A 25,290-nucleotide genomic window follows, 5' to 3' on the forward strand; every position below is an offset into this window, starting at 1 on the left:
ACCACGAAAAATTTTAACTATAGTGCATTCGTTTTGACTAACTTTGCGATATGTTCGGCCTGTCGAATAGCCAAAGCAACAATAGTTAGGGTAGGATTAACAGCAGCGCTTGTTACAAATTGACTTCCGTCTGAAATAAATAAATTAGGGACATCATGTGACTGCCCCCATTTGTTTACCACGCCGTCACTAGCTTTTTCACTCATACGGTTTGTGCCCATATTGTGGCTATTTGGATAAGCAGGCAGGTTATGTAATTTAGTTGCACCGACTGATTTGTATAGCTTAGCCGTTTGGGCGTAGGCGTGATTACGCATCACTAAATCATTGTTATGATCTGTTTTTGTTATAACGGGGACGGGTAGTCCATTTTGATCTTTTTCAGTAGGGTGTAAAGTGATGCGATTAGTCTCTACGGGTAGATCTTCACCACAAATCCAGACACCTGCCATATTTTGGTAATTCTCTAATGCTTCAGATACCTCTCTACCCCAGCCACTAGTACCGGGTTTTAAAAAGGCCGATAAAAAACCTAAGCCTAGAGATAAAACTTCTAATGAATAACCCGCAACAAAACCACGATCTGGATCATTACGTTGTTCACTTGTTATTAAACTGGGGACAGACGTACCACGATGCATATTGACTGGTTTTGGAAATACACCGTAAACGCCTCCAGTTACGTGTCCCATGTAATTACGACCAACCTGCCCTGACGAATTTGCTAAGCCATCTGGGAATTTTTTAGAGGCTGAATTGAGTAGAAGACGTGGTGATTCTATTGAATTCCCAGCGACACAAACAATCCGTGCTTTTTGGAGTTTTTTATTACCATTTTCATCGACATAATGTACCCCACTTGCTCGACCATCTTCATCATGCTCTATTTTTAGCACCATTGAATTGGGTCTAATTTCACATAAGCCCGTCGCTTCAGCCTTTGGGATCTCTGTATACATCGTTGACCACTTAGCACCAATTCGACATCCTTGCATACAAAAACCAATTTGTTGACACGCCGGACGTCCGTCTCTAGCTACTGAGTTTATCGCCATGGGCGCATTGGAAAAGGTCATTCCTGTACGTTCTGCTGCAACTCTGTGCAATTTTGTGTGGCTGTTTTCAGGCAAATCTGGGGTTCCCGTTGCTTTAGTGCCAGTAACTCCCATTTTATCTTCGGCTTTTTCGTAATAAGGTGCAATATCATCATATGAAATTGGCCAGTCAGCAACGTTAGCTCCCTCTATGACGCCATTGGTAGATTTCATTTTAAATTCATGCGGCTTGAAACGCAGCGATACGCCAGCCCAATGAATCGATGAACCGCCAACACCTTTTACAATCCAAGCGGGTAAGCCTGAATGGTTTTTAGCATGATGCCAACCACCGGCTGAAATCCGTTTATCCAACCACGACAGCTTCATGAACATTTCCCATTCACTGTTTTTTAAGTCTTCAAGTGTGAAGCGTTTACCCGCTTCTAATACTACCGAGCGAACACCTTTTTGCGCGAGCTCATTAGCGACAGTGCCACCACCAGCGCCCGAACCAATAATAACTACTAGATCATCATCGTCTAGATCGAATTTTGCTATATTTGTCATAATTTTTTCCCCAAGTTTATTTGATACCATTTTTATTAATGGTTAAGTTAATCTGGTTAATCGTTAAGCCAATCAAGTTCGTTTAACCCTCGGTCAATGTATCCACCCTTTTCCCACGACGAACCTTGATAGCCAAATAGATGAAACAGATCTTTGTTGTCATAAATGCCGAACATTAGTGCTGTTCTAACTTTTATAAAAAATGGATTGTCTTCGATAGAACGTAAAACTCTGATGCGATCTGGTTCATAACCTACGTTCAGGAAAGGTTGTCCGAGTTTCTCAATACTTAATTGGTCAAGCATTGCGATGCCTTCACCGATCAACTTTTTTTCTTGCTTAGCAAGATCATCTACAATCTTTTGATAGTATTTGTTCTCAAGCATTTCGTGGGGGTAGATGTCTTTCGCCAGTTTTAACATCGTTTGGCTGATATGACCTGAGTCAGGCATGCTAATCGAGCTGGCTTCACTTTCTGAAGCCTTTGCGCATCCAATCATAGTCGTTGCTACGACGGTTCCAGCGACACCGCAGCCGACGCTGCCTAAAAATTTACGACGTGAGATAGAGCTTTTATTATCTTTCATTGTTGCACCCTCTGTTTAAAGATATGAGTACTAAAGCAATAGATATGCCAAGCATTAAATTAATCATATTTACAGTGACTTATGTGATTTCTTTAGATATTTCCATTGATTTGACTTTAAGCTTGAGACGAGTGTCTCAAGCCAATGAATACACGAAGAATAATGTTTTCAAAGTTATACTATAAAAATTGGGTGAGAAAAAAATTCAGCGGTAAAGGTGATAGTCGGCGAGCCAATACGCTATTTTTTCAGCCTGCTTTACCATGATTTAATCTGTTTTTTTAAGTGAAATATAGTTATCTATGTCATCAAGTCATTAACTTAACAGGGGGGTATGAGAGATGGTTGTTGTAGATAATAAAGTAGATTAAATATGAGGGCTAAATCTGGAATAACCTCTTAGAATAACATCAGCCTATTGGCCTCTTACATTGTATAAGTTTACTCATTAAGCTATTAGGTTTAGTTTAAATGTTCACCATAGTATGTAATCGTTAATAAATATTTACTTATCCCCCGAGAGTAATCACTACTTTAGTCTTTAAAGAGGAATGGGATAGAACGACCATTAATTCAAATAAATATTGAATCCCACTCGCCTTATTTCTATAAATCAGATTACTATGTAGTCAAATAAGGGCATTGAACGCGTAACGACCCAATAAGCTGATATTACCAGTGCACATACAGATACATAGTAAGGTAATTTTTTAACGAGTACTGTCTGTTTTTTAATAAGTATTGTCATCGTGAAGGCCAGTGCATAGATAAATAATTGCCCAGCTTCAATACCAAAATTGAAAGATAGTAGATTAGTTATGCTTGTTTGAGCGCCTTCCTTTTCAAGTTCGTTGAATACAAATGAAAAACCAAAACCATGAATAACACCAATAACTAAAAGGGGAGTGGTTCCTAGATGCTGCGCTTTTTTCAACAATAATGCTATTGCTGTGAAAGCAATGGTGAGTGCAATTAATAGTTCTATACCTGGTATGAATATTGGCGATGCTATGGCTATGTTGTCACCAAAGAATAAACTGAATGAATGGCCAAAAGTAAAGGCAGTTGCAAGTGATAAAAGCTTTAAAAAACTAGCTGCACTGTAAAAAAGAAGTAACACAAATAAAACATGATCTAACCCTATTAAAATATGAATAAATCCATCGCTAAAGCCGTTAATTAATTGTTGTGTCATGCTAGGCAGATGAGTTGATGAATAATCAAGAATACCTAAGGTTGTCGTTACAGATTCATTAGCAATGTCTCTATGGAGATTGATAATGTTTGCAAGTTTATTAATTGCATTAAACTTATCTCCAAGTATGCTACTTATCGAGATATCATCGTTTATTACTGAGGTATTAGATATGCGTAATTTAATATCAATGCCCGCATCGAATAGTTTTGTGGCGCTGGGTCTTATTGTTACATCACTAGTAAAATTTTCTTCAGCGGTTTTTAAACTGCTAAATGGTTTGCGATCATCACTATTAAATATGTTGATTGATTCAATGTGATAATTTTGTACAACACCATTTTTTTTAATTGTATAACCCGGTGTAATACTTTTTTTAAAGTCATCTAAATTTTTTGTGATCTTCTCTGGGTCAATCAAATAACCTGAGTTGTTAACTTTATTTGTATAAGGGATATTTTGCTTGCTATCAATTCCTTTCCAATTTTCATCTAAAAGAATAAGTGGCAGTGGCATTCTCATGAGAATGATTGTGTCTTGATTATCTTGGTATAAATGTATGATTCTTGGCTCAAAGTGTGAGAAATGAGAGAACACAGACGAACTGTAAATTATTAGTATGAGAGCAAGTATTTTTTTCACAGGTTTTATCTCTTTTAATTAATAGCACTACCTAGTTTGAGGTAGTGCTATGCTTATCCCTTTGGGTTAATAGCATTACCGAACAAAGGGTAGCGCTATTCCTATGTTTCTATTAGTAGCGCGGATCCCACATTCTGCTTCCCATTTCTTTCTCATATCCCTGACCTAATGGATAGCTAACAATTTCTAGTTGCATGCCCCAAGGAGCCATGAAATAAACCCATGTCAAACCAGCCATTCCTGTATCGGTAAATGTATGAGGTTTACCTAGCACTTCAATACCTTTAGCTTCAAGGAATTTTACAGCTGCGGTCATATCATCAACATAAAAAGCAAGGTGATGACCACCAATATCACTATTACGAGGCAGTGTTTTTCTTTGATCTGGTGACGTGTATTCAAAAATTTCTAACGCAGGACCATTTCCACAACGCATTAGATGCGCAGTGTTAATAACTGCTTTTTTGTTTACATTTAAGTTATCAGTCATCCAGTTGTTGTCGAATGGTCCAAAAGGGCCTATCGAATAAAAAGATTCACAGCCTATAACGTCTGCAAAGAAAGCCGTTGCTTCTTTAACATTTGGTACCGTAAAACCTAAATGTTGTGTTCCGCGCATGCCAGGCATACCATTGCCAGCTTGAGCGAGTTGAAATGTAAAGGTTAATAGTAGAGCGAGTAGAATTTTTGTTTTATTCATTATTATGTTCTCCATTGCATACGAAATGTACATGTTAAGCACTTAAGTTTTTAAGTGCATATAGACAATTGCACTTTCTATGCCAGCCTCAGCCCCATATAGCCTTCCTCACGAAGCCTATATATTTAACGGGCTACTGTTAGTAAATGTGTTACAGGTGTCTCACCATGCATGCAAATAAAGTATTTTCATTATTATTTTTTCTATCTATGTTTTTTTACTCCACAACACGTCAACGGGTATGCTGATTCAAAACGGCAAGATGCAGTATCTGAGCCATCAGTTAAACGGAAAGCGACTATAAGTAAGTCTTTTATTTTTAAAGAGATGGCGACATATTGATAAATAATATAAACATCACTTCACTTCGTTGAGACGTTTATTTAGTTTCGCTGTAGTCTTACTGTAAATATGAATTGTTTATTTAATGATATGAAATGGCGTAATAAATGCTTGCAACATAGTAATAGGAATTAACTTTTACAGGTTAGAACAAGGTGATGATTATGAAAAAGCATTTTGATTTACTGAACGGTAACAGAATGGTTATTTATGTGCTGAGTTTAATCGGCTTTTTTTATGATGTTAATATTGCTTATATAATGGCGTTGACGCTTTGGTTATGGCTACCGCAATGTTTGCAACTGGAGCTGTTGTTGTTAAAAGCGATAAAGCACTAGTTGATTTGGCCAACTAATTAGAGGCGTTTGGACTTAATTTATATTCCTTCATTGTGTTATTTTACTTTTCTACTTCGCTTCGGGGCGAAAGTACCATAGAAGTAATACTCGATTTAATCTGAATTATAAAAGAAGGCTAATGTCTTCAATGTGCGCCAAGGGAACATAAACTCAGTAATAAAACATCAGTTTTAGTATCTAATTAATCTCTATAAAGAGACTTGCAACGAGATATGAAATTATCGGAATTAGCTATGAAGTGTGAATTTGATTTGGGGCCCTTTTCTCTTTATTTTTTATTAAGGGTTCCAATGGTGCTCCATTAGTATCTTTAGGTCAGGATAAATGGATATTTAAGTCCAATCGAGTAGTTGGAACGGTCAACTAGTTCCACATTGATGACCTAAATTAGTCTTCGGAATTAGGCACGTTTATGTTCACTTAGATACGATATAGTCCTTTCAGTCTGAATAAAACTATAATTAGGGTGTTCAGACCATGTGCCTATTTCATACGAATATTGATACGATATCATTTCGATGGTTACCGCTTTACTTTCGATGTCTTAGGTACGCCTTAGCTTAAAAACGAATACTCAGGGCTTGCCCATAAACGCTATCTATATCGCTTTCGAAAAGCTTTGGCATACATGCTGACAATAACAATTGGAGGTAGTTATGACTAAGTTTTCAGTTTATATCGGTATTGATTGGGCAAATGATAAACACGATGTATGTGTTCAAGTGGCTAATTCAAGTGCACGAAAGTTTGAAGTAATTAAGCACTCACCTAAGTCGATCAATGAATGGATAACCAGCCTTCATAAGCAATACAAAGGACAAATAGCTGTTGCTATTGAACTATCCAAAGGGCCTATCGTTTACGCACTTCAAAAATTTGATTTTATCACTATTCACCCCGTTAACACTTCAATGTTAGCTCAATACCGTAAAGCTTTTTCACCCAGCGGTGCAAAAGACGACCCAACGGACGCAGAGCTTGCTTTAGATTTAATGCTGAGATATCCCAATAAAATTAAAGCATTAAAAATGGACAGTGAATCGGTTAGGAAGTTGACGTATCTAGTCGAACAGCGTCGTAAGTTAGTTGATGATAAAAGGCGGTTCAGCAACCGATTAATCATTACACTTAAAGAATATTACCCTCACTTACTTGATTGGTTTTCACACCGAGGATCGGGGATATTTTGTGATTTCATTACACGTTGGCCCAACCTACAAAAACTTAAAAGAGCTAGGGCTGATACCTTGAAAAAGTTTTTTGGCTCATACCCTGGACGTACTGCGGCATATAGCGTTAAGCGAATTCAATCTATTAGTGAAGCAGAGCCGCTCACTCTCGATAACGCAGTTATCGAGTCGCACCAACTGCTTGCAGTTGCATTAGCTAATCAACTGCTTGTTGCTGTGAAGGTTATTAAGGTCTTTGATAGAGAAATTAGTGAGTTGTTTAATGCTTTGCCGGATGCAGAACTTTATAAATCATTACCAGGTACTGGCCCGTGTTTAGCACCTAGGCTATTAGTGGCTATTGGGGAAAACCGTAGTCGATTCAATAGCGCATCGGAAATTCAAATGTATGCAGTGATAGCACCCGTAACAGTGCGTAGTGGTCAAAAGAGCTGGATTCATTGGCGATATCAGTGTTCTAAATTTACTCGCCAATCATTTATAGAATGGGCTACTAAAAGCATAAGGCAATCTTATTGGGCGGAAATTTATTATCAGCAGCAAAGGGAAAAAGGTAATACCCACCAGGCAGCTGTGCGTTCGCTAGCATTTAAGTGGATACGGATCATATATCGTTGTTGGAAAACTAAAGAGCCATACAATGAAGCCAAGTATTTAAAAGCATTGAGCGATAGGAATTCCCCATTACTTTTTAAAGAAAAAGCTTGTTAAAGGTCTCAGGGCGTAGAGCGGACGTTCCCCATAGATAAAATCATGAGCCTTTTGATGATGACTTCTGTCAATTAGTCGCTCAGGTTGAATGAGAGCAAAGCCACCACAGCGGTCATTCATGTATGACTTCAAAAATGCCTAGAGCAAAAGAGAGAGGAGCATCAATATTTCTGTTTCACATTAAAACAATACATTGATGCGTGAATATATATAATATTGACTTAGACAAACCGAAGTTAAATGGAAGCACGTTTCTTAGCATGAGATTGATTAAGCTTTTCTACATTATTCGCCGTTAGTTGTTTAAGCTGTCCTGGCTCCAATTGATTCAATTGATATGCATTTAACCGATTTAATTGTCGAACATTCAGCTTTTTGTAATTGGTTTACTGCTAACTTATTAAGCTCAGTTGCTGACAATGCATTGATTTCTGCAACAGTAAGCGCTTTTTTACTCCCTTGTTTTTTAATGTTTATAGAGTCAGACGAGGTTATATCAACTTTAGTGGTGGGTTAGCCAACCATTATCGGAGCGCTGGCGTTATTTTTATTTAACAGCTCTGTCAAAGAATCCATTTTATTGACAAGCTTATTAACCGTTTTACTTTCTCATGTTGTTAATTTATCAAGGCTACTTTGAAGAATAACATGCACCTTTTCAAATAATACTTCGGCAGAGTCTTTTTCCTTTTTGGTTAATATATCTTTTAAAAATAAGCTGTCTAATTTTTTATAAATTCCGTCAAGTTGTTGTTTTTTCTCTGAGCTTGTATGGCGTAACAAGATATCGTCAATTTCGTCAGAAGCCGTGTCTATTGCTTGATTTAATTTTCCTTCCAGAGAAATGCTTACGTCATTTAGTTTATCAATATTTTTATGTATTCCACCTTGTGAGCTGACTTTATTTCTTGTGTTTTGTCTTTCTGATTAATTGTAGCAAGGGTTTGTGTACCAATATCATGGCTAATATTCATCTACTATTCCTTTATTTTACTACTAAAGCGCTTATTTCAACTAAATTATTGAAATAAGCGACCTGTATTAAGTGATGTTATTAAGCGTTAGGTGCATCCATTGTCATATCGGAGAACTTTAGCATTTCAATGGAGATGAGCGTATTAAGACCGTCACGATTATCTTGCATGTCGTGAACAGTCACTTGACCATTCTCAGTGCTAATTTGATACTCTGATGAAGGACCTGAAAATATCACCGTGTTTACCGCTGAGTTTCCAGTAATGTTATTATCAAGTTGGTTAACAATGACATTACTGCTATTACTGCCCGTGAGTGTGACATCTTTCAAATATTGAGCATGATGAGTGTAAGATAGGCTAGCGTTATAACTTAAGCTAAAATCGCCAACAAAGCTTTCATCAATACGCGCGTTATAGGTTAGGTATGGATGGAAAAATTTATTATCCATGATGGCAGCACCTTGTGGATCTTTAGCAGCTAAATCATTACGGGTTTTAGCAATGTACATGCCCCACATACCATATGGACTCTCTTTATATGCTCCCCAAAGACCATAATAACTATCGATAACTGAAGCCAAATATTCTTGTGACAAGCTATTTTCAGCGGTTAATTCTGTTATCCAGCTAGCCTGATCTGCTGTCCATGCCCAAAGTTTGCCAGATAAAGCGGTTACTTGTGCTGCACGAATCTCTGCTTGATAATTTGGTAATACACCGTTAAAGACCGTGTTTTGATCCACACCAATGCCGTAATCATGAACAAAATGTAAAATTTCCTCAAACGAAGCATCACGATGATCGTAATTTTGATTAATGTACCAGCTACCGCCTTCTACTTGCATTTCTCCATAATATAATGGTTGACCATCTAATTCAGCACCTGCATTTGTTCCGTCATCAACCCCATTGAGTAATAACAAAACACCAGCGTTTTCGGCTATTTTATTGGCTACTGCACTTTTGTCTACTCCATATTCAGAACCGGGGTAATCGGTTAGGTAATGTTGCAATATATTACGAGAGCGAACGATTTGGTTATCGGTAACTGCATCTTGTGCAACAATATGAATGGCATTACCATCTGGGCTATCAATCTTGGTATAACGATTAAATTTAAGGGCCTTGCTATAGGTGTTTATTAACGTTTTAGGAACATCGCTAATACCCAGTGCCAACGTTTCGGCTGAAAGATCCGTTGTTGGAGTCGTAGGGGCCGGCGTAGTTGGCGCAGGTGTAGCAACAGGTGTTGGTGTGACTGTTTTGGAGTCTGAATTACAACCCCCTAAAAGTGAAATAGTGGTTAATAATACAATACTGTTTAAGCTGATAATTTTCATAAGCGATCCTTTTGGTAAATGCCTACCAATAATCATACGAGATTAGATCGACTTGATGGGTAAGCGTATGTAAGCCATAAAGCGCTATGTAAGCGTTTGTAAGAAACCTCGATATATCAACTAAAATCAGTACAATGTTCTTATTACCTACAACCGTACTCAATGAAAAAATGCATATATTAATTATTGAAGATGACAAAGAAATTGCTCGACTGACTGAAATATATTTACAAAGCACAGGTTATGAAACCACTATTATTGCTGATGGAAGTTTAGCTATAGCGATGATAAAAAAGTTATCGCCAGACCTTATTTTGCTTGATTTAATGTTACCTGGCGTTGATGGCTTTGAATTATGTAAACAAGCACGCGAATTTTATAATGGGCCAATAATTGTATTAACCGCCATGGAAGATGATCTGAGCGAAGTGAGTTTATTAAAACTTGGCGCGGATGATTATTTAAGAAAACCGGCAAAACCTCATATTATGTCAGCCAGAATAGAGGCTTTATTACGTCGTGCTAAGGTTAACAATGAAAAAGTAACACAAGAATTACCTAATAAGTTGTTAATTAACCGAGATACTTTATCGGTAACGTTAAACAACGCCCTAGTTGATTTAACTAACTCTGAATTTGATATGTTAGTACTGCTCGCTGATAAATCAGGACAAACGGTTTCACGAGAAGAGTGTATTCACTCATTACGAGGTATTGATTTTGATGTAACTAACCGCTCGATAGATATGCGTATATCAGCACTTAGAAAAAAACTTAATGACGAAAAATCTCCCTATAAACTGATTAAAACAATTCGAAATAAAGGGTACTTACTCGTCAATGAATAACTTATTTACGCCTTTTTTTACTCGCTTATATGGCTCATTGTTTTTAGCCATTTTTACCAGCGTATTCCTCACTTTTGCTGTTTTAGATGAGTGGAATGCTCATGATGCTACCGAAGACTTTGCAACTGATACGGTATTTTTTAAGGATATCTTAGAAGTACAAAGAAAAACAGAAAACAGTGAGGCCAGTGTTTTTTATAGCAACCTTGATAGCTCACATTATCCTTTTGATATTGAATGGTTAGGCACACAAGCGTTAAGTCTTGTGTGTAATAGCTGTATTTACTTAAATAATCATAAAAATGTTGATGTATATGAAATACAAAATGGAGAATTATTGTCTATTCATTCGGTAGCCAATACATCCGATAAATTTATTATTAAAGACAAACAGCAAGAACCTGAACTTTTAGGTTATGAAATGACAAATGAGCCATTTGACATTGAAGAGTATTCCATTTTCATCCTGCTTTTTGTTATTGTGGTAGTCATTGGTTTAGTGTTGTATCTCCCGATAAGAAAACTACAAAAAGAAATAAATCACTTAAACCAGATAAGCTTCCAACTTGGTAGTGGTAATTTAAAAGTAAGAGCAAGTAACTCCCTTGCAGAGCCATTGACAATACTAGCCAAAAGCTTCAATAAAATGGCTGATGCGCTATCTAATAAAGTGAATGAAAGCCAAGTATTCGCGCAAGCTGTACCGCATGAACTTAGAACGCCGCTAAGTCGTATACAATTAGCGACAGGAATTCTCAGAAACAAAAATTTGACCGCAGAGCAAACCTCCTTAGTTGATAATATTGATCAGTATATCGATGATATTGATGAGCTATGCTCGCAGATTATTCAGTTTTCTAAATTGAATATTCAAACGGAAGAAAATGACTGTGAATACATCAATTTGAATAATTTTATAACGCATCGAATATCGCAATTAATACTTAATCCACTGATACCCGTTACTGTGAATTTTACAGAGATAATCACTATTAATTGCAAAGCTGCACACTTACGATTAATTATTGACAACATGATAAAAAATGCAGTTGCTCACGCCAAAAGTAAGGTAACGATTAGTGTAAGTATTGCTGTAAATAAAATAGAAATCATCATCGCAGATGATGGTAAAGGCATAGCAGAAAAAGACTACGATATAATATTTATCCCATATGCTCGCTTAGATAATAGTCGAACGAGGAAAACAGGTGGATTGGGCATGGGGTTAGCCATAACCAAAGGTGCTGTGAATCAGCTAGCTGGAGAAATAAATGTGTCTAATTCAACCTCTGGTGGCGCTCTATTCAAAATAAGCTTACCTCGTTCACATGAAAACCACCTTCCGTCGAGAAATATAAAGAAAACTAGGGTTATTTAATCTCATTATGCCCAAAAATTTTGGTTGGTAATAAACCTAGATTAGGAAGCTCAAAAATGTTATTTAAGGCAAGATTAAAATACAATTATTATTCATCTCAGCTTTCGAATCGTAGTGAACATTAGATTGGGTGATTTTGAACAACAAAAAACGACCACTTTGTGGCTTGAGCTAGCGTTCTGAGATGGAACCCACTGGCAGCAATGAGCTTAAACCAGCCCCACAAGTGAGCAGAAAATTTTGGCTAATATTGCCCTAAATATGCTCCTGAATTTGCAAAGGCTTAATGTCCGCAATTGGCTAGTAGCCGAAGTATCAGTTAACTCACTCATAGCTTCCGCTTAGCGCACCAAGGAAACATTAGCACTAATAAATATTAGTGCTAAAAAAACGATTTAAAATTTTGTGGTCAATTGATTGACTAGTCATTATTCGGTATACATAAAGCTAGCTTCCTCTCATTAACCTGATGCTTGAAACGCGTTAACAGAATCCTTAATTTTGGATGAATGTAAGTTTTACAAAAAGGTTTATCGGGTGAGCTGTATAAGTAATTGGTCAATTCATCCTTATTCTTTTTAAACGCATCAAATGGCAGTACCTGTGTGATGATTTTTTTATCAAAATCACATTGTAGGGAGTCTAAAACTCTTTTAGCGTCTTGGTTTTGCGCATCGTTATAAGTATATATAGCTGATCGATATTTTTGTCGCATCGAGTGATTGGCTGTAGATGCATGAGTATGTAAATGAATTTCGATCAACGTCTGCAAAGAAATAATAGATTCATCGAAATAGACTTCAACTGCTTCAGAGAGTTCAGCATCACAGCCGATAGAAGCGATCCATCCTTGATTCACCGCTTTAATACCGATAAGTGATTCGAAAATGCCTTCGGTACACCAATGACAACCACCGCCGAAACCAATCTTGCTGAACTCCTCACTATGCATAATGTTATCCATAATTGAAGGATCCTTTAGTGATTCACTTTACTGACTTACTTAACTGAAGGTAAGACCCAATCACTTCTGGGGAAATGACAAGTATAACCATTCGGTGTATTTTGTAGATAATCTTGATGTTCTATTTCGGCTTCCCAAAAGTCTCCTACAGGAACTAACTCCGTAACTACAGGCCCAGGCCATAAGCCTGATGCATCAACATCGATGATTGTTTGCATCGCTATAGTATTTTGCTCAGTTGAACAGTAATAAATCGCTGAACGATATGAAGCCCCTAGGTCGTTCCCTTGTTGATTTTTTGTTGTTGGATCATGGATCTGAAAAAACAATTCAAGGATACTTCGGAAACTGACCACATCAGTATTGAATGATATCTCTATGCCTTCTGCGTGATTACCATGATTACGATAAGTAGCATTGATAACGTCACCACCGGTATAACCCACTCGGGTTGACGTGACTCCAGGAAGTTTACGTATAAGATCTTGCATTCCCCAGAAGCAACCGCCAGCCAAAATTGTACGTTCAATTGTCATATTGATAAATCCTCTACTTGGTCAATGTAATCACCATAGCCGTTGCTGACCATCTCATCACGATGGATAAAACGAAGTGATGCTGAATTAATACAGTAACGTAACCCGCCTTTACTTGTGGGTCCATCTTTAAATACATGCCCTAAATGACTATCACCATGGCTTGAACGGACTTCTGTACGAACCATGGCGTGGCTGCTATCACTTAGTTCTTGTATGTTTTTTGACGTTATTGGTTTGGTAAAGCTTGGCCAGCCACAGCCAGATTCATATTTATCTGATGAAGCAAAAAGTGGCTCTCCTGAAACGATATCTACATAAATACCAGGTGAAGTATTATTAAGATGTTCACCACTACCAGCTCGTTCTGTGCCACTTTCTTGTGTCACTCGATATTGTTCTTTGGTTAGAGCGGAAATTACATGGGTAGATTTATGATATTTTGTCATAACTTTATCTCATAGTCAGAATGGGTAAAAATAACAATTATTCATTAAATTCACTAACAGCAAGGGCGAATTTTTTTGAGCTTATAATGAATAATTGCCGCGCCTATATGACCAATTAGCAAAAGTGGAAGTAAGATATCTGAAGCGATATCTCGATGATAATTAGCAAAAGGTTCAATAAGAGTAATCATTAACATATCGAATTTTTGTAGCACTGTCTGTTCAATATATTCAAATCTGAAAAAGCCAGGTAAATTAAAAGCTCCTAATACCGGAATATCGAAGCCAGTGCCAAGATAAGCACTGATTGGCAGAGAAATCAGCATAAAATACAAAGCATAATGCATTATTCTAGCGGGCGTTGTTTTCGTCGTAGTTGTTATTACCGGTGCAGCACTATCTTTGCTTGTAGATAAACGATAATACAATGTGAACATGACAATACTGAGTATAAATATCAATAAACCAACATTGATATGAATAACGAGTAGAGTCCAATTAGCAACTTCAGTTTGCGTGGTATACCAATAACGATAATAAGCTGTTGAATATGCCATCATAACACTAACCACAATGCTCCAATGTAATATTCTAATAATCACTCGTTGTACCCTGCATTGTTCACCAATACTGTTATTTTGAAGCGCCGTTTAACACTTCCCTATCTTCACCTCCAAGCGGAGTATGACAGCCTAAGCACATCTCTGAACGGCCGGATAAATCTACGCCTTGATAGTTAATGATACTACCATCAGGATAATACTCAGCCCAAAACCAATTACTGTTAGATGAGTCGTAGCCGTTTTCACGCTGAAACATAATCGTAAGCGCTACATAATTATCGGCTTGATCATCGCTATAAACTTTATGCGGTGTAAGTTCTTCTTTAGCGCCATAGTTGTGCTTAACGATCAATTTTCCTTTTTGACCATCTATTTCAGCGTTAGTTGAGATAACTTCTTGGATACTGCCATGTGGTCGGTTTCCTACAAAAGGGTAGCTTCGTATACGCCCATCACCTACCAGCTTGTTGTTAACCATGTATTGCCATACTTTAGCTGCATATTCATTATCGACTGCTTTTCCTGATGATGTTGCGGCTGTTTCGGCCATAGTATGAAAAGGCAGTAGGAATAGTATGACGACAGCAATTTTTAATCGATTTAAGGTGTTGGTTGAAAATTTAAGCATATTTTTCTCCGGTAAAGATTATACCAAATTGATTAAGTTCTTTCCCTGTCAGCTAGAATTAAAAGGCTTAGAGGCAAGGCATTGATTGCAGAGAATGGTCATTCCCTTCTCAAAATCAATAACGTAGCATCTAGACCTTTTAAACTCGCCCTTTGGGAACTCATTGGTAAACTGATAACATCACAAAATTAGTGAAATATAGAATTACTATGTTTAACAAATTTTGTTTGTTCTAAGCTCACCAATGTAGTTCTGACTAGGGAAGAAATTTAATCAAATTGGTATTACTTATAAAGCTATAAAAATGAGTCGTTTTATCATTCGACTTTAATAGGAAATCAAATGATAAAACGGCGAGCTAACTTATAATTTTCTTATTTAACAGGTTTAAGACTGTCAAAATGGCCACCACCCGCTTTCATTTTCATGCCTTTACCCTGACTTAATACCGGGTAATATTGAGTAAAAACAAAGTCATCTGCCGCAGCACCAGCGTGACATGAATTACAGGACTTTGAAGGGAATGCTTTTGCTGTTTTTGACAACGTTTTATGATCCGCACTTGAAAAACTAAAATATGCCCAGTTTCCTGGTTCATCTTTAAAATGTTTTTTACTTTTAATTGTCGCTTCAAGACCGATAAAGTCGCCCATAAAATAGCCATTACCGCTAACAGCAGACTTGGAACCAACAGAAACTAGCTCTTTAATGATGATAGTACCATCACGAAATTCACCCTTGTTTTTCCAATGTTTCCAGCTCATAGGGTCAATATAAACATTATGAAGTTCAGGAAATGCCGCTTTCCCGTTATTCATGTCGTTGGGTGTCACGGGTGTGCCAACGTAGATCCATTCTCGATAGCCCGTTGGACGTTCAAGTTCACCGTTTTTCATTACAAACGCTTCATTTGCATAAGTGAATCCTGAAAAAATGACTTGCACAAACAGGAACGATATTGCTATTAATACTTTATTCGCTTTCATAATATACTCTGCTTTAATTCGTAAAAAACAACTATAGCAGCCATTACTATTAACCCTTGGTATCTGAAATGCTCAAAAACGTCGCTCATCAACTCAAATGTCCAACATCAGAATTTAATGTACTTGATGATGTCATCGATACGCTTCGTTTTCGTGGCAGTATATTCTTTCATTCGAGTCTTGCTGCTCCGTGGGGTATGTCATTATCATCGATTGAAATGCCAAGATTTCATATTGCCTTGGAAGGCGATTTTTATGTTGGGGCAGGATCCAGCAATATTAATGTAAATCCAATGGATATCGTCATGATCCCAGGCGGAGATATGCATTGGATAGCAGATGAAATTGAAAGCGAACGGGTGCCTTGTGAACAAGCGGGGGATGCCTGCGCTTTAGGTATGCCACTTTTTCAACAAGGTGAAATCACCAATAAGATTATGTGTGGAATAGTTGAATACGATGAAGCTATTGAACACCCTATTCTCAGCGCCTTACCCTCCATAATTCAACTTTCCAATATTCAATCGAATGATAATATTTGGATGACAGTAAAATTAATTGATGCAGAAATAATCAGAACAAATAATAAGAAGAATAGTATTATCGACCGTTTAACTGAAGTGTTATTTATTCAGTTACTGAACAGCTTTATTGAGAAAAATGAGCACCTAACGGGTTTCTTATCAGCACTTAAAGAGCCTCGTTTGAATAAAATATTACAGCTCATCCATCAGCACCCTGAAAGACAATGGACACTAGATATTATTAGTGATGTGGTTGGTATGTCTCGTGCGACCTTACAGCGTAAATTCAAAGCTGCCATCGGTGTTTCTCCAATGGTTTATATAAGCCGTTGGCGTATGGCCAAAGCTTATCAATTATTAAAACATTCCAATTTATCACTTGAAGGAATTGCTGATGTCATAGGATTTTCTGACGCTCGCACACTCTCACATGCCTTCAAAGATCACTATGGAGATACACCTAGTCAATTCCGTAAAAAATTAGAGAAACTAATATAATAACTAATACTATCTATCTAAAATCTTATTTCGTATAGTTTAAATTCGTATATAACTAGTGAGTACCGTTTGGACGACCAATCTAGTAGCATTGTAGAATGTCATGAATGTGCTTTATCCGTCGATATTTCACTATTGATCGAACGACAAAAAGCGCTTTGTCCACGCTGTGGTTTTTTATTATCCTCAAAACATCATAATGCCCTTGATAGAATACTGGCGTATTCTATATCTGCCATATTTTTCTTATTATTATCATTACCTTTTGAATTTTTAGCATTTCAGTCCAATGGAATTGAACGAAAAATTGATATTCTGGCAAGTTTAACTATTTTGAACAACAATAATTATCACGTTTTAGCTGTACTTGAAGTACTGACAATATTTGTAATACCGGCACTCATATTGTTTTCATTGATTTACCTAACCATTGCATTACGAAAAGGAATTTACCCTCGAGCTGGTCAGTATCTTTTAAAACTCACCTATAAATTATTACCTTGGAGTATGGTAGAGATATTTGTTGTTGGCGTTTTAGTGAGTTTAATTAAAATCATTTCATTGGCTGACATTAGTCTTGGTCCATCATTTTATGCTTACATATTGTTTTCCTTAGCAATGACAGCTGCAGTGTTGCATATGGATAAACATCAATTGAATCAATTGTTGAATTATTGTAAATCAAATCAAGCGACACAAAAAAAACAGATAAAACCTACAAAACTTAAAGACGTAACGCCACGCAATCATTTGAGCCTAGCTTTAAAAAAGAGAATAAGTGTTCAAAAAACCTGGGCCTTACTGATAACGTCTATCGTCTTTTATATTCCGGCTAATATTTTACCTATTATGAATACTCGATTTTTAGGACAAGATGAACCGAGTACTATCTTAGGAGGCGTTATTTTATTATGGGAAATGGGTTCCTATCCAATTGCTGCTGTTATTTTTGTCGCTAGTGTTGCAGTACCTATGGCAAAAATGTTGGTTTTGGTATGGTTAAATTATAGTGTTCAACACCAACATAGTCGTTTTTCTAAAGAGCGCGTGAAACTTTATCGGTTAGCTGAGTTTGTCGGACGATGGTCTATGGTTGATGTTTATGTGGTGATCATTCTGGTTACACTTATTCAACTAGGCAATACTATGAGTATTTATCCAGGTGGGGCAGCATTAGCTTTTTCTGGTGTAGTGATCACGACCATGCTGGCGGCGATGAGTTTTGAACCGCAATTCATTTGGCAAACAAAAAACAATTTATATAGTGAAGAGTGTAATGACCAATAACGAATATACCGATATATCTAATAAAGAGACTGATGTAAGCCCAGCAAATATTGAACAATTAAAGTCGGTATCTATGATTTGGTTTGTACCCTTTGTTGCTTTGTTAATTGGCGCTTGGATGATTTATTATCAGTTGAGTAATGAAGGTCCAGTAATCACCATCGCGTTCGATTCTGCTGAAGGTATGGAGATAGGTAAGACTAAAATAAAATCCTATAATGTCGACATTGGTGAAGTATCTAATATCGTACTTAACGAAAATGCTGATGGCGTTATTGTAACGGCAAGAATGACAAAAAACGCAGAAAAGTTACTTAATAAAAATAGTGATTTTTGGCTAGTATCACCAGAAATATCACATACCGGAATTTCTGGTTTAAGTACTTTGATATCAGGCGTGTATATTGAATTTTATCCCTCTTCTATTCATGAAGAAGAAGTAGATGAGTTAACATCAGAGTTTATTGCGCTAAAAGATCCACCAGTAACTCCTCCCGGAGCACCTGGTTTACATTTAACGTTAAACAGTAACGACCAGTTTGCTTACTCAAAAGGTGACCCAATCATATATAAAGGCTTAACGGTTGGTCAGTTTGAGCACATTCACTTTAACTTTGAAGAACGTGTAGTTTATTACAATGCTTTTATTAAAGCGCCGTATCATCAATTAGTCACCACCAACACTAAGTTTTGGGATGTTAGTGGTTTACGGATGGATTTAACGGCCGATGGTTTATCAATACAAACCGGTAACATAGAAACCATGCTAACTAATGGGGTTACTTTTGATGTACCCAAAGGCATGGAAAATGGCGAAGAAATTACCGAACGATCGTACTTTGATATCTATGCAAATTATAAGGAGGCTGACGATGAACGTTATAAATACTCTGTTGAATACATTGTTTTGGTCAGTAATACCATTCGCGGTTTGAGTGTTGGCGCCCCTGTTGAATATCGAGGAGTATTAATAGGGCATGTTAAATCTATTAACCTACTAGCACAAAGAAATAGCGATAGACCTCAAATTTTTGATGAAGACATAAAAATACCAATTTTAATAAGTTTACAACCCGGAAGAGTTGGCTTACCCGATAATGAAATGGGTGTAAGCCTTATGAAACAGCAGCATCAGTTATGGATTAAAGACGGTTTAAGAGCGAGTTTAAAAACGGGTAGTTTACTGACAGGTAGTTTGTTTATTGATTTTCAGCACTATTCTGATTTGAATAATGAGGAGGAAAATACACAAAGAACTGATTTTGAAAATAGCCAATATGGTGAATATACGATCATCCCTAGTGTTGATGATGAGTTTTCACAAATTACCGCGAAGGCAAGCCAGTTCATCGATAATCTTAATGCTCTACCATTAGAGAAAATTTCTGGTAATACTAACGAACTTATTACTGAATTCACCCAAACAGCAAAATCATTTCAAAGTGTTAGTGATAATTTATCAGGCGTACTTGATGGTGTGAATCAGCAGCAATTGACTCAGGAATTGAAAACGACCCTGCAAAGCTATACAAAATTAAGTAAAGATCTCTCTGCTGGTTCTAAAGGGTATGAAGATCTTCGTCAAACATTATCGGCATTAACTAAGGTCATGAACGAATTACAGCCACTTCTTAATCAATTAAAACACCAACCTAACGGCTTAATATTTGAATCAGGTAAAGTTGATGCGATTGAACCTAAAAAATATACCCCTAATAAGAAGGCAGAATGAACTCAATGAAAACACGATCCCCCCTTTTTATCAGGAATTTTTCAATACTAGCTTTATCAACATTGGTTGTTTTTCTAAGTAGTTGTAGCTCAAATTCAGAAATTCCCTTGGAAACAAATTACTATTTACTTAATAGCCAACACTTAGCTAAAAATTCGGTAAATATTAACAAAACAGTTGTTGTAGAAGTGCTAGAACTTCCGGCTTATCTAGACCAACCACAATTAGTAATGCAGCTAAATGTACATCAATTACATTATGCTCGTTTTGATGTGTGGGCAGAGCCGCTACAAGCTGGTTTTACCAAAGCGTTAATTAATGACTTAAACTTAAATAATAACAGTATTCAATTTGTTACTGATGAATTAAAGTCGAACAAAAAAAGTACTGATAAGTTAATTGTGAGAATAGATTATTTTCACCCCAGCACAGCTTCAAAGGTAGTATTATCTGGTGTATTTTGGACAGAGAATAATAAGGTCCAAAACATAATACAGCAGCATTTTTCCTTCGAATTATTATTAAATGAAGATGGCTACACTCACGCAGTTGCCCAAATGCGAAGATTGGTGTCGATGATGTCAGCGTCAGTTATATTGGAGAACTATGACATAGTGAGATAGAACTAATAAATTGATGTCTGCTATATGATCGAAAAGCTAACGTTTGATTTTGTTGCGGTCTTCTTCCGCTAGGCGCAGCAAGGGAACATTAGCACCAAGATTTATTGGTGCTAAAAAGCTATGACGTTTGAAGGGTTTTCTTTGACCGTCACTTTTGCCACAAATCCACCATTTTATGAATGAAAAAACGAGCTCAGAATGGGCTATTTAAATACGAAAGCGAACGTAAAGAAGCAAGCTCTTATCAAGGCTTTGCTTCAACCATCAAATGATAACTTACATTACATCAATCATCGTCATCCCCACGATATTCATCATTATTTGGATTCATACTATCACTACTATTTCTCAATCCATTTTTGAATGCAGTTTGACATCAGTACAATTTATAAACACGTCGATATCCATCAATTAGGTAGATTTTACTAAAATTATGCACTAATTTTAGAGAATCATAGGCTCCCCGATATGAATCAACGTCGGCCATGCAATAAGTATTAAAGAGTGCCAGCCAATATTCATCTACATCACCATTGGCATTGCATTTTTGATTCTTGATGCTGATCCGGTTTTCTAAAAGGAATTGGGTGTTTTCCTGAATGTTTGTCGAAGCAAATTTAGTGGCAATTGACTGAACCACTTTTTTCTTTGGCGGGTATTGACACTTATATAAATTGATTGATACCACATAACCTAAAATGTCTATCACTGAGTCATGTGTCTTGGTCGCAATCATGTTGAGAATTATTCGGGTCAGTTCTTTTTTAAATTCATTGATCCCCTTAATTGGGCTGGGAATAACAAGATGAATCCATCGGTTTTTAGGAATTAGGTTGCCTATTTCTTCATTTAACTGTTCGACGATATTTGAGATTGGCACATCATCTGCCAACCTTGAACGTCGTTTTCCATTTTCATTTATGTGCTCAACCAGTTTGGTAACTTCTACGGCAATTCTCCGGTCATTTAGTAGTAAATAACCGTCTGGCGGATCTTCGCCATCGATATATTTACCACCGAATTTAGACGCTAGGGTCGCAAGAACATATTCTTCATCTGGTCTCATGATTTATCCTTAAAGCATATCCGTACATTATCTAGACAGTACTGCAATGGATATTTTAACTGTTAACTAGTCTTTAATTCATGTGCGTAAATTTCAAATGTTTAACTACCATAATGGCATGCTTTCGTGATCAAATTAGCTCTATAACTGGACTAACAACTCACGCATTAATATACAAAACTAATCAATTCATATTGTTAGTATAGGATATTGGGGCGTTTTTTCGTGTAGTGCTTATCTGCTTGGTTGGTAATAGTGAACAATGCCTCTCTGGCTACCTCCCACACCACCCTTTCTTATTAGGTATTGCTGGGTTTAGGAGAACCAAATATGAGGGCACGTTAAATAGGTAAGCACATGGACAATATAGTCAATAGCAACAATATTTATTGGTGCTAAAAAACTACGCCTTTTGAGGAATTTGATTAAACCGTCACTTTTGCCACATTACGGTTATAAACAATAAGCTAAATTTACCTCATCTTTTTTGTAGCTTATGGGGAAAAGCGGACTTTAGAAAATAATTTTTAAGTGGCCGTCTAACGAAAAAAAAAACTTTTTTATCAATGGGTAATGACTACCCATCTCATCTGTAGAAAGAAGATTAAGGTAATATGGTGATGTTTTTATTGGCTAAACTTTCATTTTGAAATCGTTCAAATGTTTTTTCGATGACCCCTTCTTGATGCAATTTTGTTAAGGCATGACTTAATTCTTTAAGGTAACTTTTATTTTTTATATGCAAATAGTGATAACTATTGAAGGATAATTCTTTTAGTTTCTTTACATAGATGTGAGTATCAAACTTAATTTTTCTTAGTATTTCAATATTGACGTTATAGGATACCATGACGTCAATGAAACCTTCTGCCATCGCCCTATAAAGGCCTGTCTTTGAGTTAAATTCTCTACAATTCAGTTTTTGTTCTATACAAAAAGCTTTCGCATATTGAAAATGATGGAGGTAACCAATAGTTGTATGTCGATAAGACTGACAAGATGCGATTTTATGACAAACAATAAATGCGTAAGCCTTGATTAATTCTGGCTCTAATCTGATCAGGTTTGGGTCTGCATCTCCTATATCGCGATACCTTGCGAGCACAGCATCTATTTTACCTTGTTGCAACAAAACAGACTCACGCTGTCTGTTTGTGTGTAAAAATTCTATCTGGTAATTTGCTCGTCCGTATAAGTTTGCAATGATCTCTTTCATCAGGATGACAGACTTTGTTTTTTCACCTGAACTGGCTGAATTGATTTTGAATGATGGGATTTCAGCTGCGCTAATATGGACCACCAAAAACTGAACCAAGGCTAATACAACAAATAGAACTCTTTGCATGATTACGGGTAACAATTGATTTTCAGGTAATTTCACTTTAGCAAATAAAAAATTACTGTCAACGGAAATAGTTTGGCCTGCCTATAGAGATTTTGATAAAACGTGTAATGGTATAGTTAAGGACTATATACCGCAGGGAACGGCAAAAATTAGGCTTGAAAATTCTAAGGCGCATGTGCCCCATTGCAAAATGGGTAAACCGCCACTAATAGCGTTAAGAAATCATAAGGTAATCATTGATGCTAACGACTCTATTGTAGTAACTGTTGCCATTGAACAATCGAAATTTGTTGAATACTTATTAATAAACACTCTTGCAAATTAACCTTTAACTGCATTCTGCTTAATCATATTATCTCTATTATTGCTTTATCTGATAACCACTTTTAAATATCCAGGCAACGGCTAATAAACAAAAAGCTAAAAAGCCGCTCATCACACATAAGCTTGTTATTAAACTTACGTCAGCCACTTCATAAAAACTCCATCGAAAGCCACTAATTAAATAAAATACGGGGTTAAATTGCGTTACCGTTTGCCAAAATGGCGGTAACATACTGACGGAGTAAAAGGTACCTCCTAAGAAAACAAGTGGGGTGATGACAATAAGTGGTATCACTTGTAGCTTTTCAAAGTTGTCTGCCCAAATGCCAATAATAAAACCAAATAAACTAAAAGTTATCGCAGTCATCACTAAAAAGAATAACATCCAAAATGGATGTGCTATTTCAAGGGGGACAAACAAATGCGCTGTTGCTAAAATAATTAACGCTAACAAAATCGATTTAGTCGCTGCAGCGCCCACATAACCTAGCAATACTTCAAAAGAAGATATTGGAGCAGAAAGTAATTCGTAAATAGTGCCAGTGAACTTAGGAAAATATATACCAAATGACGCATTAGAAATACTTTGTGTTAATAGCGATAACATAATTAAGCCCGGTACAATAAAAGCACCGTAACTAACACCATCTATTTCAGTAATACGAGAACCAATCGCAGAGCCAAAAACAATAAAATAAAGTGATGTTGAAATCACTGGAGAGATAATACTTTGAAAAATAGTGCGTTTTGTACGCGCCATTTCAAATTTATAAATGGCCGAAACAGCGTAACGATTCATGTTGATTCCCTTACTAACGAGACAAATATATCTTCCAACGAGCTTTGATCTGTTTTGATATCTTTAAACCCAATACTTGCTGCGGACAACTGCTGAAGTAAAGCAGAAATCCCAGTGTGCTCTTCAGTGGTGTCATAACTATAAATTAATTGCTGTCCATCATTTTTAATCTGTAAATTAAAATCAGCCATATTTGCAGGTATTTCAGTTAATGGCTCTTTTAAATCGAGAATCAATTGCTTTTTACCTAGTTGATTCATTAAAGCTGTTTTATCTTCAACCAATATAAGTTGACCATTTTTAATGACACCAATACGGTCTGCTATTTCTTCCGCTTCTTCAATATAATGTGTGGTTAAAATAATAGTCACACCATCGTTTCGTAATTGTCGTACCAATTGCCACATGTCTTTGCGCAACTCTACATCAACGCCAGCAGTAGGCTCATCTAAAAATAAAATAGAAGGTTCATGAGAGAGTGCTTTAGCAATCATCACTCTGCGTTTCATACCACCAGATAACTCCATCATGCGATTGTCTTTTTTATCCCAAAGGGACAATGATTTAAGTGTTTTCTCAATAAAAGCAGGATTCGATTTTTTACCAAATAATCCACGACTAAATGAAACCGTCGCCCATACTGTTTCAAAAGCATCGGTGGTTAACTCTTGCGGCACTAAACCAATAAGTTCACGCGTATGTCGGTAACCTGAGACAATATCTTTACCATCAACAGTAATTTTCCCAGAGGTAGCATCAACAATGCCGCAAATAGTACTAATGAGTGTCGTTTTACCTGCACCATTTGGCCCTAATAAGGCAAAGATTTCAGCGGGTTTTATTAATAAGTTAATATTATTAAGTGCTTGAAAGCCACTAGCATAAACTTTATTAACGTCTGTGATTTGAATAATGGGCTGCAAGATTATTTTCCATCAATATTTTAATAATACTAAGGTATACGACATGCCCTATTGATGGCTAGAAAAATCACTAAATTAACGGCTAAATTTTTATACTCTATATTCATTAATGCCACAGGCTGTGTAAAAACTTCTAGCATCGAATTATTATGCGACGCTACGTAAATTAA

23 protein-coding genes are annotated in these 25,290 nt (G+C 36.6%); 8 read left to right on the forward strand and 15 right to left on the reverse strand.

Annotated features, from left to right (window positions below):
* Positions 1 to 17: 17 nt before the first annotated feature.
* From CPS_RS13680 to CPS_RS13695, 4 genes are all read right to left on the reverse strand, one after another.
* On the reverse strand, positions 18 to 1,604 hold the full coding sequence (locus CPS_RS13680; protein ID WP_011043840.1) for a GMC family oxidoreductase: 1,587 nt from the start codon (positions 1,602 to 1,604) through the stop codon (positions 18 to 20).
* A 56-nt stretch (positions 1,605 to 1,660) separates the two neighbouring features.
* Positions 1,661 to 2,191, reverse strand: a complete 531-nt coding sequence (locus CPS_RS13685; RefSeq protein ID WP_011043841.1) for a transcriptional initiation protein Tat — start codon at positions 2,189 to 2,191, stop codon at positions 1,661 to 1,663.
* Between the two features lie 613 nt (positions 2,192 to 2,804).
* Entirely contained in the window at positions 2,805 to 4,028 is a 1,224-nt protein-coding gene (locus tag CPS_RS22925) for a HupE/UreJ family protein (protein WP_011043843.1), read from the reverse strand.
* 112 nt (positions 4,029 to 4,140) lie between these two features.
* Positions 4,141 to 4,728, reverse strand: a complete 588-nt coding sequence (locus tag CPS_RS13695) for a VOC family protein (RefSeq protein ID WP_041737030.1) — start codon at positions 4,726 to 4,728, stop codon at positions 4,141 to 4,143.
* Positions 4,729 to 5,234: 506 nt separating this feature from the next.
* Between CPS_RS13695 and CPS_RS23750 the strand changes: the two genes are divergently transcribed.
* Both CPS_RS23750 and CPS_RS13700 read left to right on the forward strand, forming a co-directional pair.
* On the forward strand, positions 5,235 to 5,408 hold the full coding sequence (locus CPS_RS23750; protein ID WP_011043845.1) for a hypothetical protein: 174 nt from the start codon (positions 5,235 to 5,237) through the stop codon (positions 5,406 to 5,408).
* 677 nt (positions 5,409 to 6,085) lie between these two features.
* Positions 6,086 to 7,330: an IS110-like element ISCps4 family transposase gene (locus CPS_RS13700; RefSeq protein ID WP_011043846.1), complete on the forward strand. Its 1,245-nt coding sequence runs from the start codon at positions 6,086 to 6,088 to the stop codon at positions 7,328 to 7,330.
* A gap of 1,054 nt (positions 7,331 to 8,384) precedes the next feature.
* Here the strand turns inward: CPS_RS13700 and CPS_RS13710 are convergent.
* Positions 8,385 to 9,647, reverse strand: coding sequence for a hypothetical protein (locus tag CPS_RS13710; RefSeq protein ID WP_011043851.1), 1,263 nt, complete (start codon positions 9,645 to 9,647; stop codon positions 8,385 to 8,387).
* A gap of 134 nt (positions 9,648 to 9,781) precedes the next feature.
* Here CPS_RS13710 and CPS_RS13715 point away from each other — a divergent pair, with 134 nt between their 5' ends.
* The gene (locus CPS_RS13715; protein ID WP_011043852.1) at positions 9,782 to 10,495 is read left to right on the forward strand and encodes a response regulator transcription factor; all 714 of its coding nucleotides are present in this window, start codon (positions 9,782 to 9,784) and stop codon (positions 10,493 to 10,495) included.
* Positions 10,488 to 11,873: a HAMP domain-containing sensor histidine kinase gene (locus CPS_RS22930; protein ID WP_011043853.1), complete on the forward strand. Its 1,386-nt coding sequence runs from the start codon at positions 10,488 to 10,490 to the stop codon at positions 11,871 to 11,873. The genes CPS_RS13715 and CPS_RS22930 overlap by 8 nt, the downstream gene beginning before the upstream one ends.
* A 421-nt stretch (positions 11,874 to 12,294) precedes the next feature.
* On the opposite strand, the gene CPS_RS13725 is transcribed toward CPS_RS22930, so the two are convergent.
* The 6 genes from CPS_RS13725 to CPS_RS13750 all read right to left on the reverse strand — a co-directional run bounded on the left by CPS_RS13725 (position 12,295) and on the right by CPS_RS13750 (position 15,999).
* Positions 12,295 to 12,837: a peptide-methionine (S)-S-oxide reductase gene (locus tag CPS_RS13725; protein WP_011043855.1), complete on the reverse strand. Its 543-nt coding sequence runs from the start codon at positions 12,835 to 12,837 to the stop codon at positions 12,295 to 12,297.
* 35 nt (positions 12,838 to 12,872) lie between these two features.
* On the reverse strand, positions 12,873 to 13,373 hold the full coding sequence (gene msrA / locus CPS_RS13730; protein ID WP_011043856.1) for a peptide-methionine (S)-S-oxide reductase MsrA: 501 nt from the start codon (positions 13,371 to 13,373) through the stop codon (positions 12,873 to 12,875).
* Positions 13,370 to 13,822, reverse strand: a complete 453-nt coding sequence (gene msrB / locus CPS_RS13735) for a peptide-methionine (R)-S-oxide reductase MsrB (protein WP_011043857.1) — start codon at positions 13,820 to 13,822, stop codon at positions 13,370 to 13,372. The genes msrA and msrB overlap by 4 nt, the downstream gene beginning before the upstream one ends.
* Positions 13,823 to 13,875: 53 nt before the next feature.
* Complete coding sequence (locus tag CPS_RS13740) at positions 13,876 to 14,424, reverse strand: cytochrome b (RefSeq protein WP_238383540.1); 549 nt, start codon at positions 14,422 to 14,424, stop codon at positions 13,876 to 13,878.
* 31 nt (positions 14,425 to 14,455) lie between these two features.
* A complete protein-coding gene (locus CPS_RS13745; protein ID WP_011043859.1) occupies positions 14,456 to 15,013 on the reverse strand; it encodes a hypothetical protein in 558 nt (185 codons plus the stop codon).
* Between the two features lie 374 nt (positions 15,014 to 15,387).
* Positions 15,388 to 15,999, reverse strand: coding sequence for a cytochrome P460 family protein (locus CPS_RS13750; protein WP_011043861.1), 612 nt, complete (start codon positions 15,997 to 15,999; stop codon positions 15,388 to 15,390).
* A 68-nt stretch (positions 16,000 to 16,067) separates the two neighbouring features.
* On the opposite strand from CPS_RS13750, the gene CPS_RS13755 reads away from it, so the two are divergent.
* From CPS_RS13755 to CPS_RS13770, 4 genes are all read left to right on the forward strand, one after another.
* Complete coding sequence (locus CPS_RS13755) at positions 16,068 to 17,021, forward strand: AraC family transcriptional regulator (protein WP_011043862.1); 954 nt, start codon at positions 16,068 to 16,070, stop codon at positions 17,019 to 17,021.
* 69 nt (positions 17,022 to 17,090) lie between these two features.
* The gene (locus CPS_RS13760) at positions 17,091 to 18,308 is read left to right on the forward strand and encodes a paraquat-inducible protein A (RefSeq protein ID WP_011043863.1); all 1,218 of its coding nucleotides are present in this window, start codon (positions 17,091 to 17,093) and stop codon (positions 18,306 to 18,308) included.
* Positions 18,298 to 20,040, forward strand: a complete 1,743-nt coding sequence (pqiB, locus tag CPS_RS13765) for an intermembrane transport protein PqiB (RefSeq protein WP_011043864.1) — start codon at positions 18,298 to 18,300, stop codon at positions 20,038 to 20,040. Before CPS_RS13760 ends, pqiB begins: the two co-directional genes overlap by 11 nt.
* A 107-nt stretch (positions 20,041 to 20,147) precedes the next feature.
* Complete coding sequence (locus CPS_RS13770) at positions 20,148 to 20,663, forward strand: PqiC family protein (RefSeq protein ID WP_187148273.1); 516 nt, start codon at positions 20,148 to 20,150, stop codon at positions 20,661 to 20,663.
* Positions 20,664 to 21,039: 376 nt separating this feature from the next.
* Here CPS_RS13770 and CPS_RS13775 read toward each other — a convergent pair whose 3' ends face one another.
* From CPS_RS13775 to CPS_RS13790, 4 genes are all read right to left on the reverse strand, one after another.
* Entirely contained in the window at positions 21,040 to 21,729 is a 690-nt protein-coding gene (locus CPS_RS13775) for a hypothetical protein (protein ID WP_011043867.1), read from the reverse strand.
* 604 nt (positions 21,730 to 22,333) lie between these two features.
* A complete protein-coding gene (locus CPS_RS13780; protein ID WP_138140291.1) occupies positions 22,334 to 23,110 on the reverse strand; it encodes a hypothetical protein in 777 nt (258 codons plus the stop codon).
* Between the two features lie 325 nt (positions 23,111 to 23,435).
* Positions 23,436 to 24,197 carry an ABC transporter permease gene (locus CPS_RS13785; RefSeq protein WP_011043870.1) on the reverse strand — a complete coding sequence of 254 codons (762 nt, stop codon included), beginning with the start codon at positions 24,195 to 24,197 and terminating at the stop codon, positions 23,436 to 23,438.
* A complete protein-coding gene (locus tag CPS_RS13790; protein ID WP_011043871.1) occupies positions 24,194 to 25,120 on the reverse strand; it encodes an ABC transporter ATP-binding protein in 927 nt (308 codons plus the stop codon). The genes CPS_RS13785 and CPS_RS13790 overlap by 4 nt, the downstream gene beginning before the upstream one ends.
* Between the last annotated feature and the right edge of the window lie 170 nt (positions 25,121 to 25,290).

Origin of the sequence: Colwellia psychrerythraea 34H (assembly GCF_000012325.1) — a bacterium.
GTDB classification, from domain to species: Bacteria; Pseudomonadota; Gammaproteobacteria; order Enterobacterales; family Alteromonadaceae; genus Colwellia; species Colwellia psychrerythraea_A.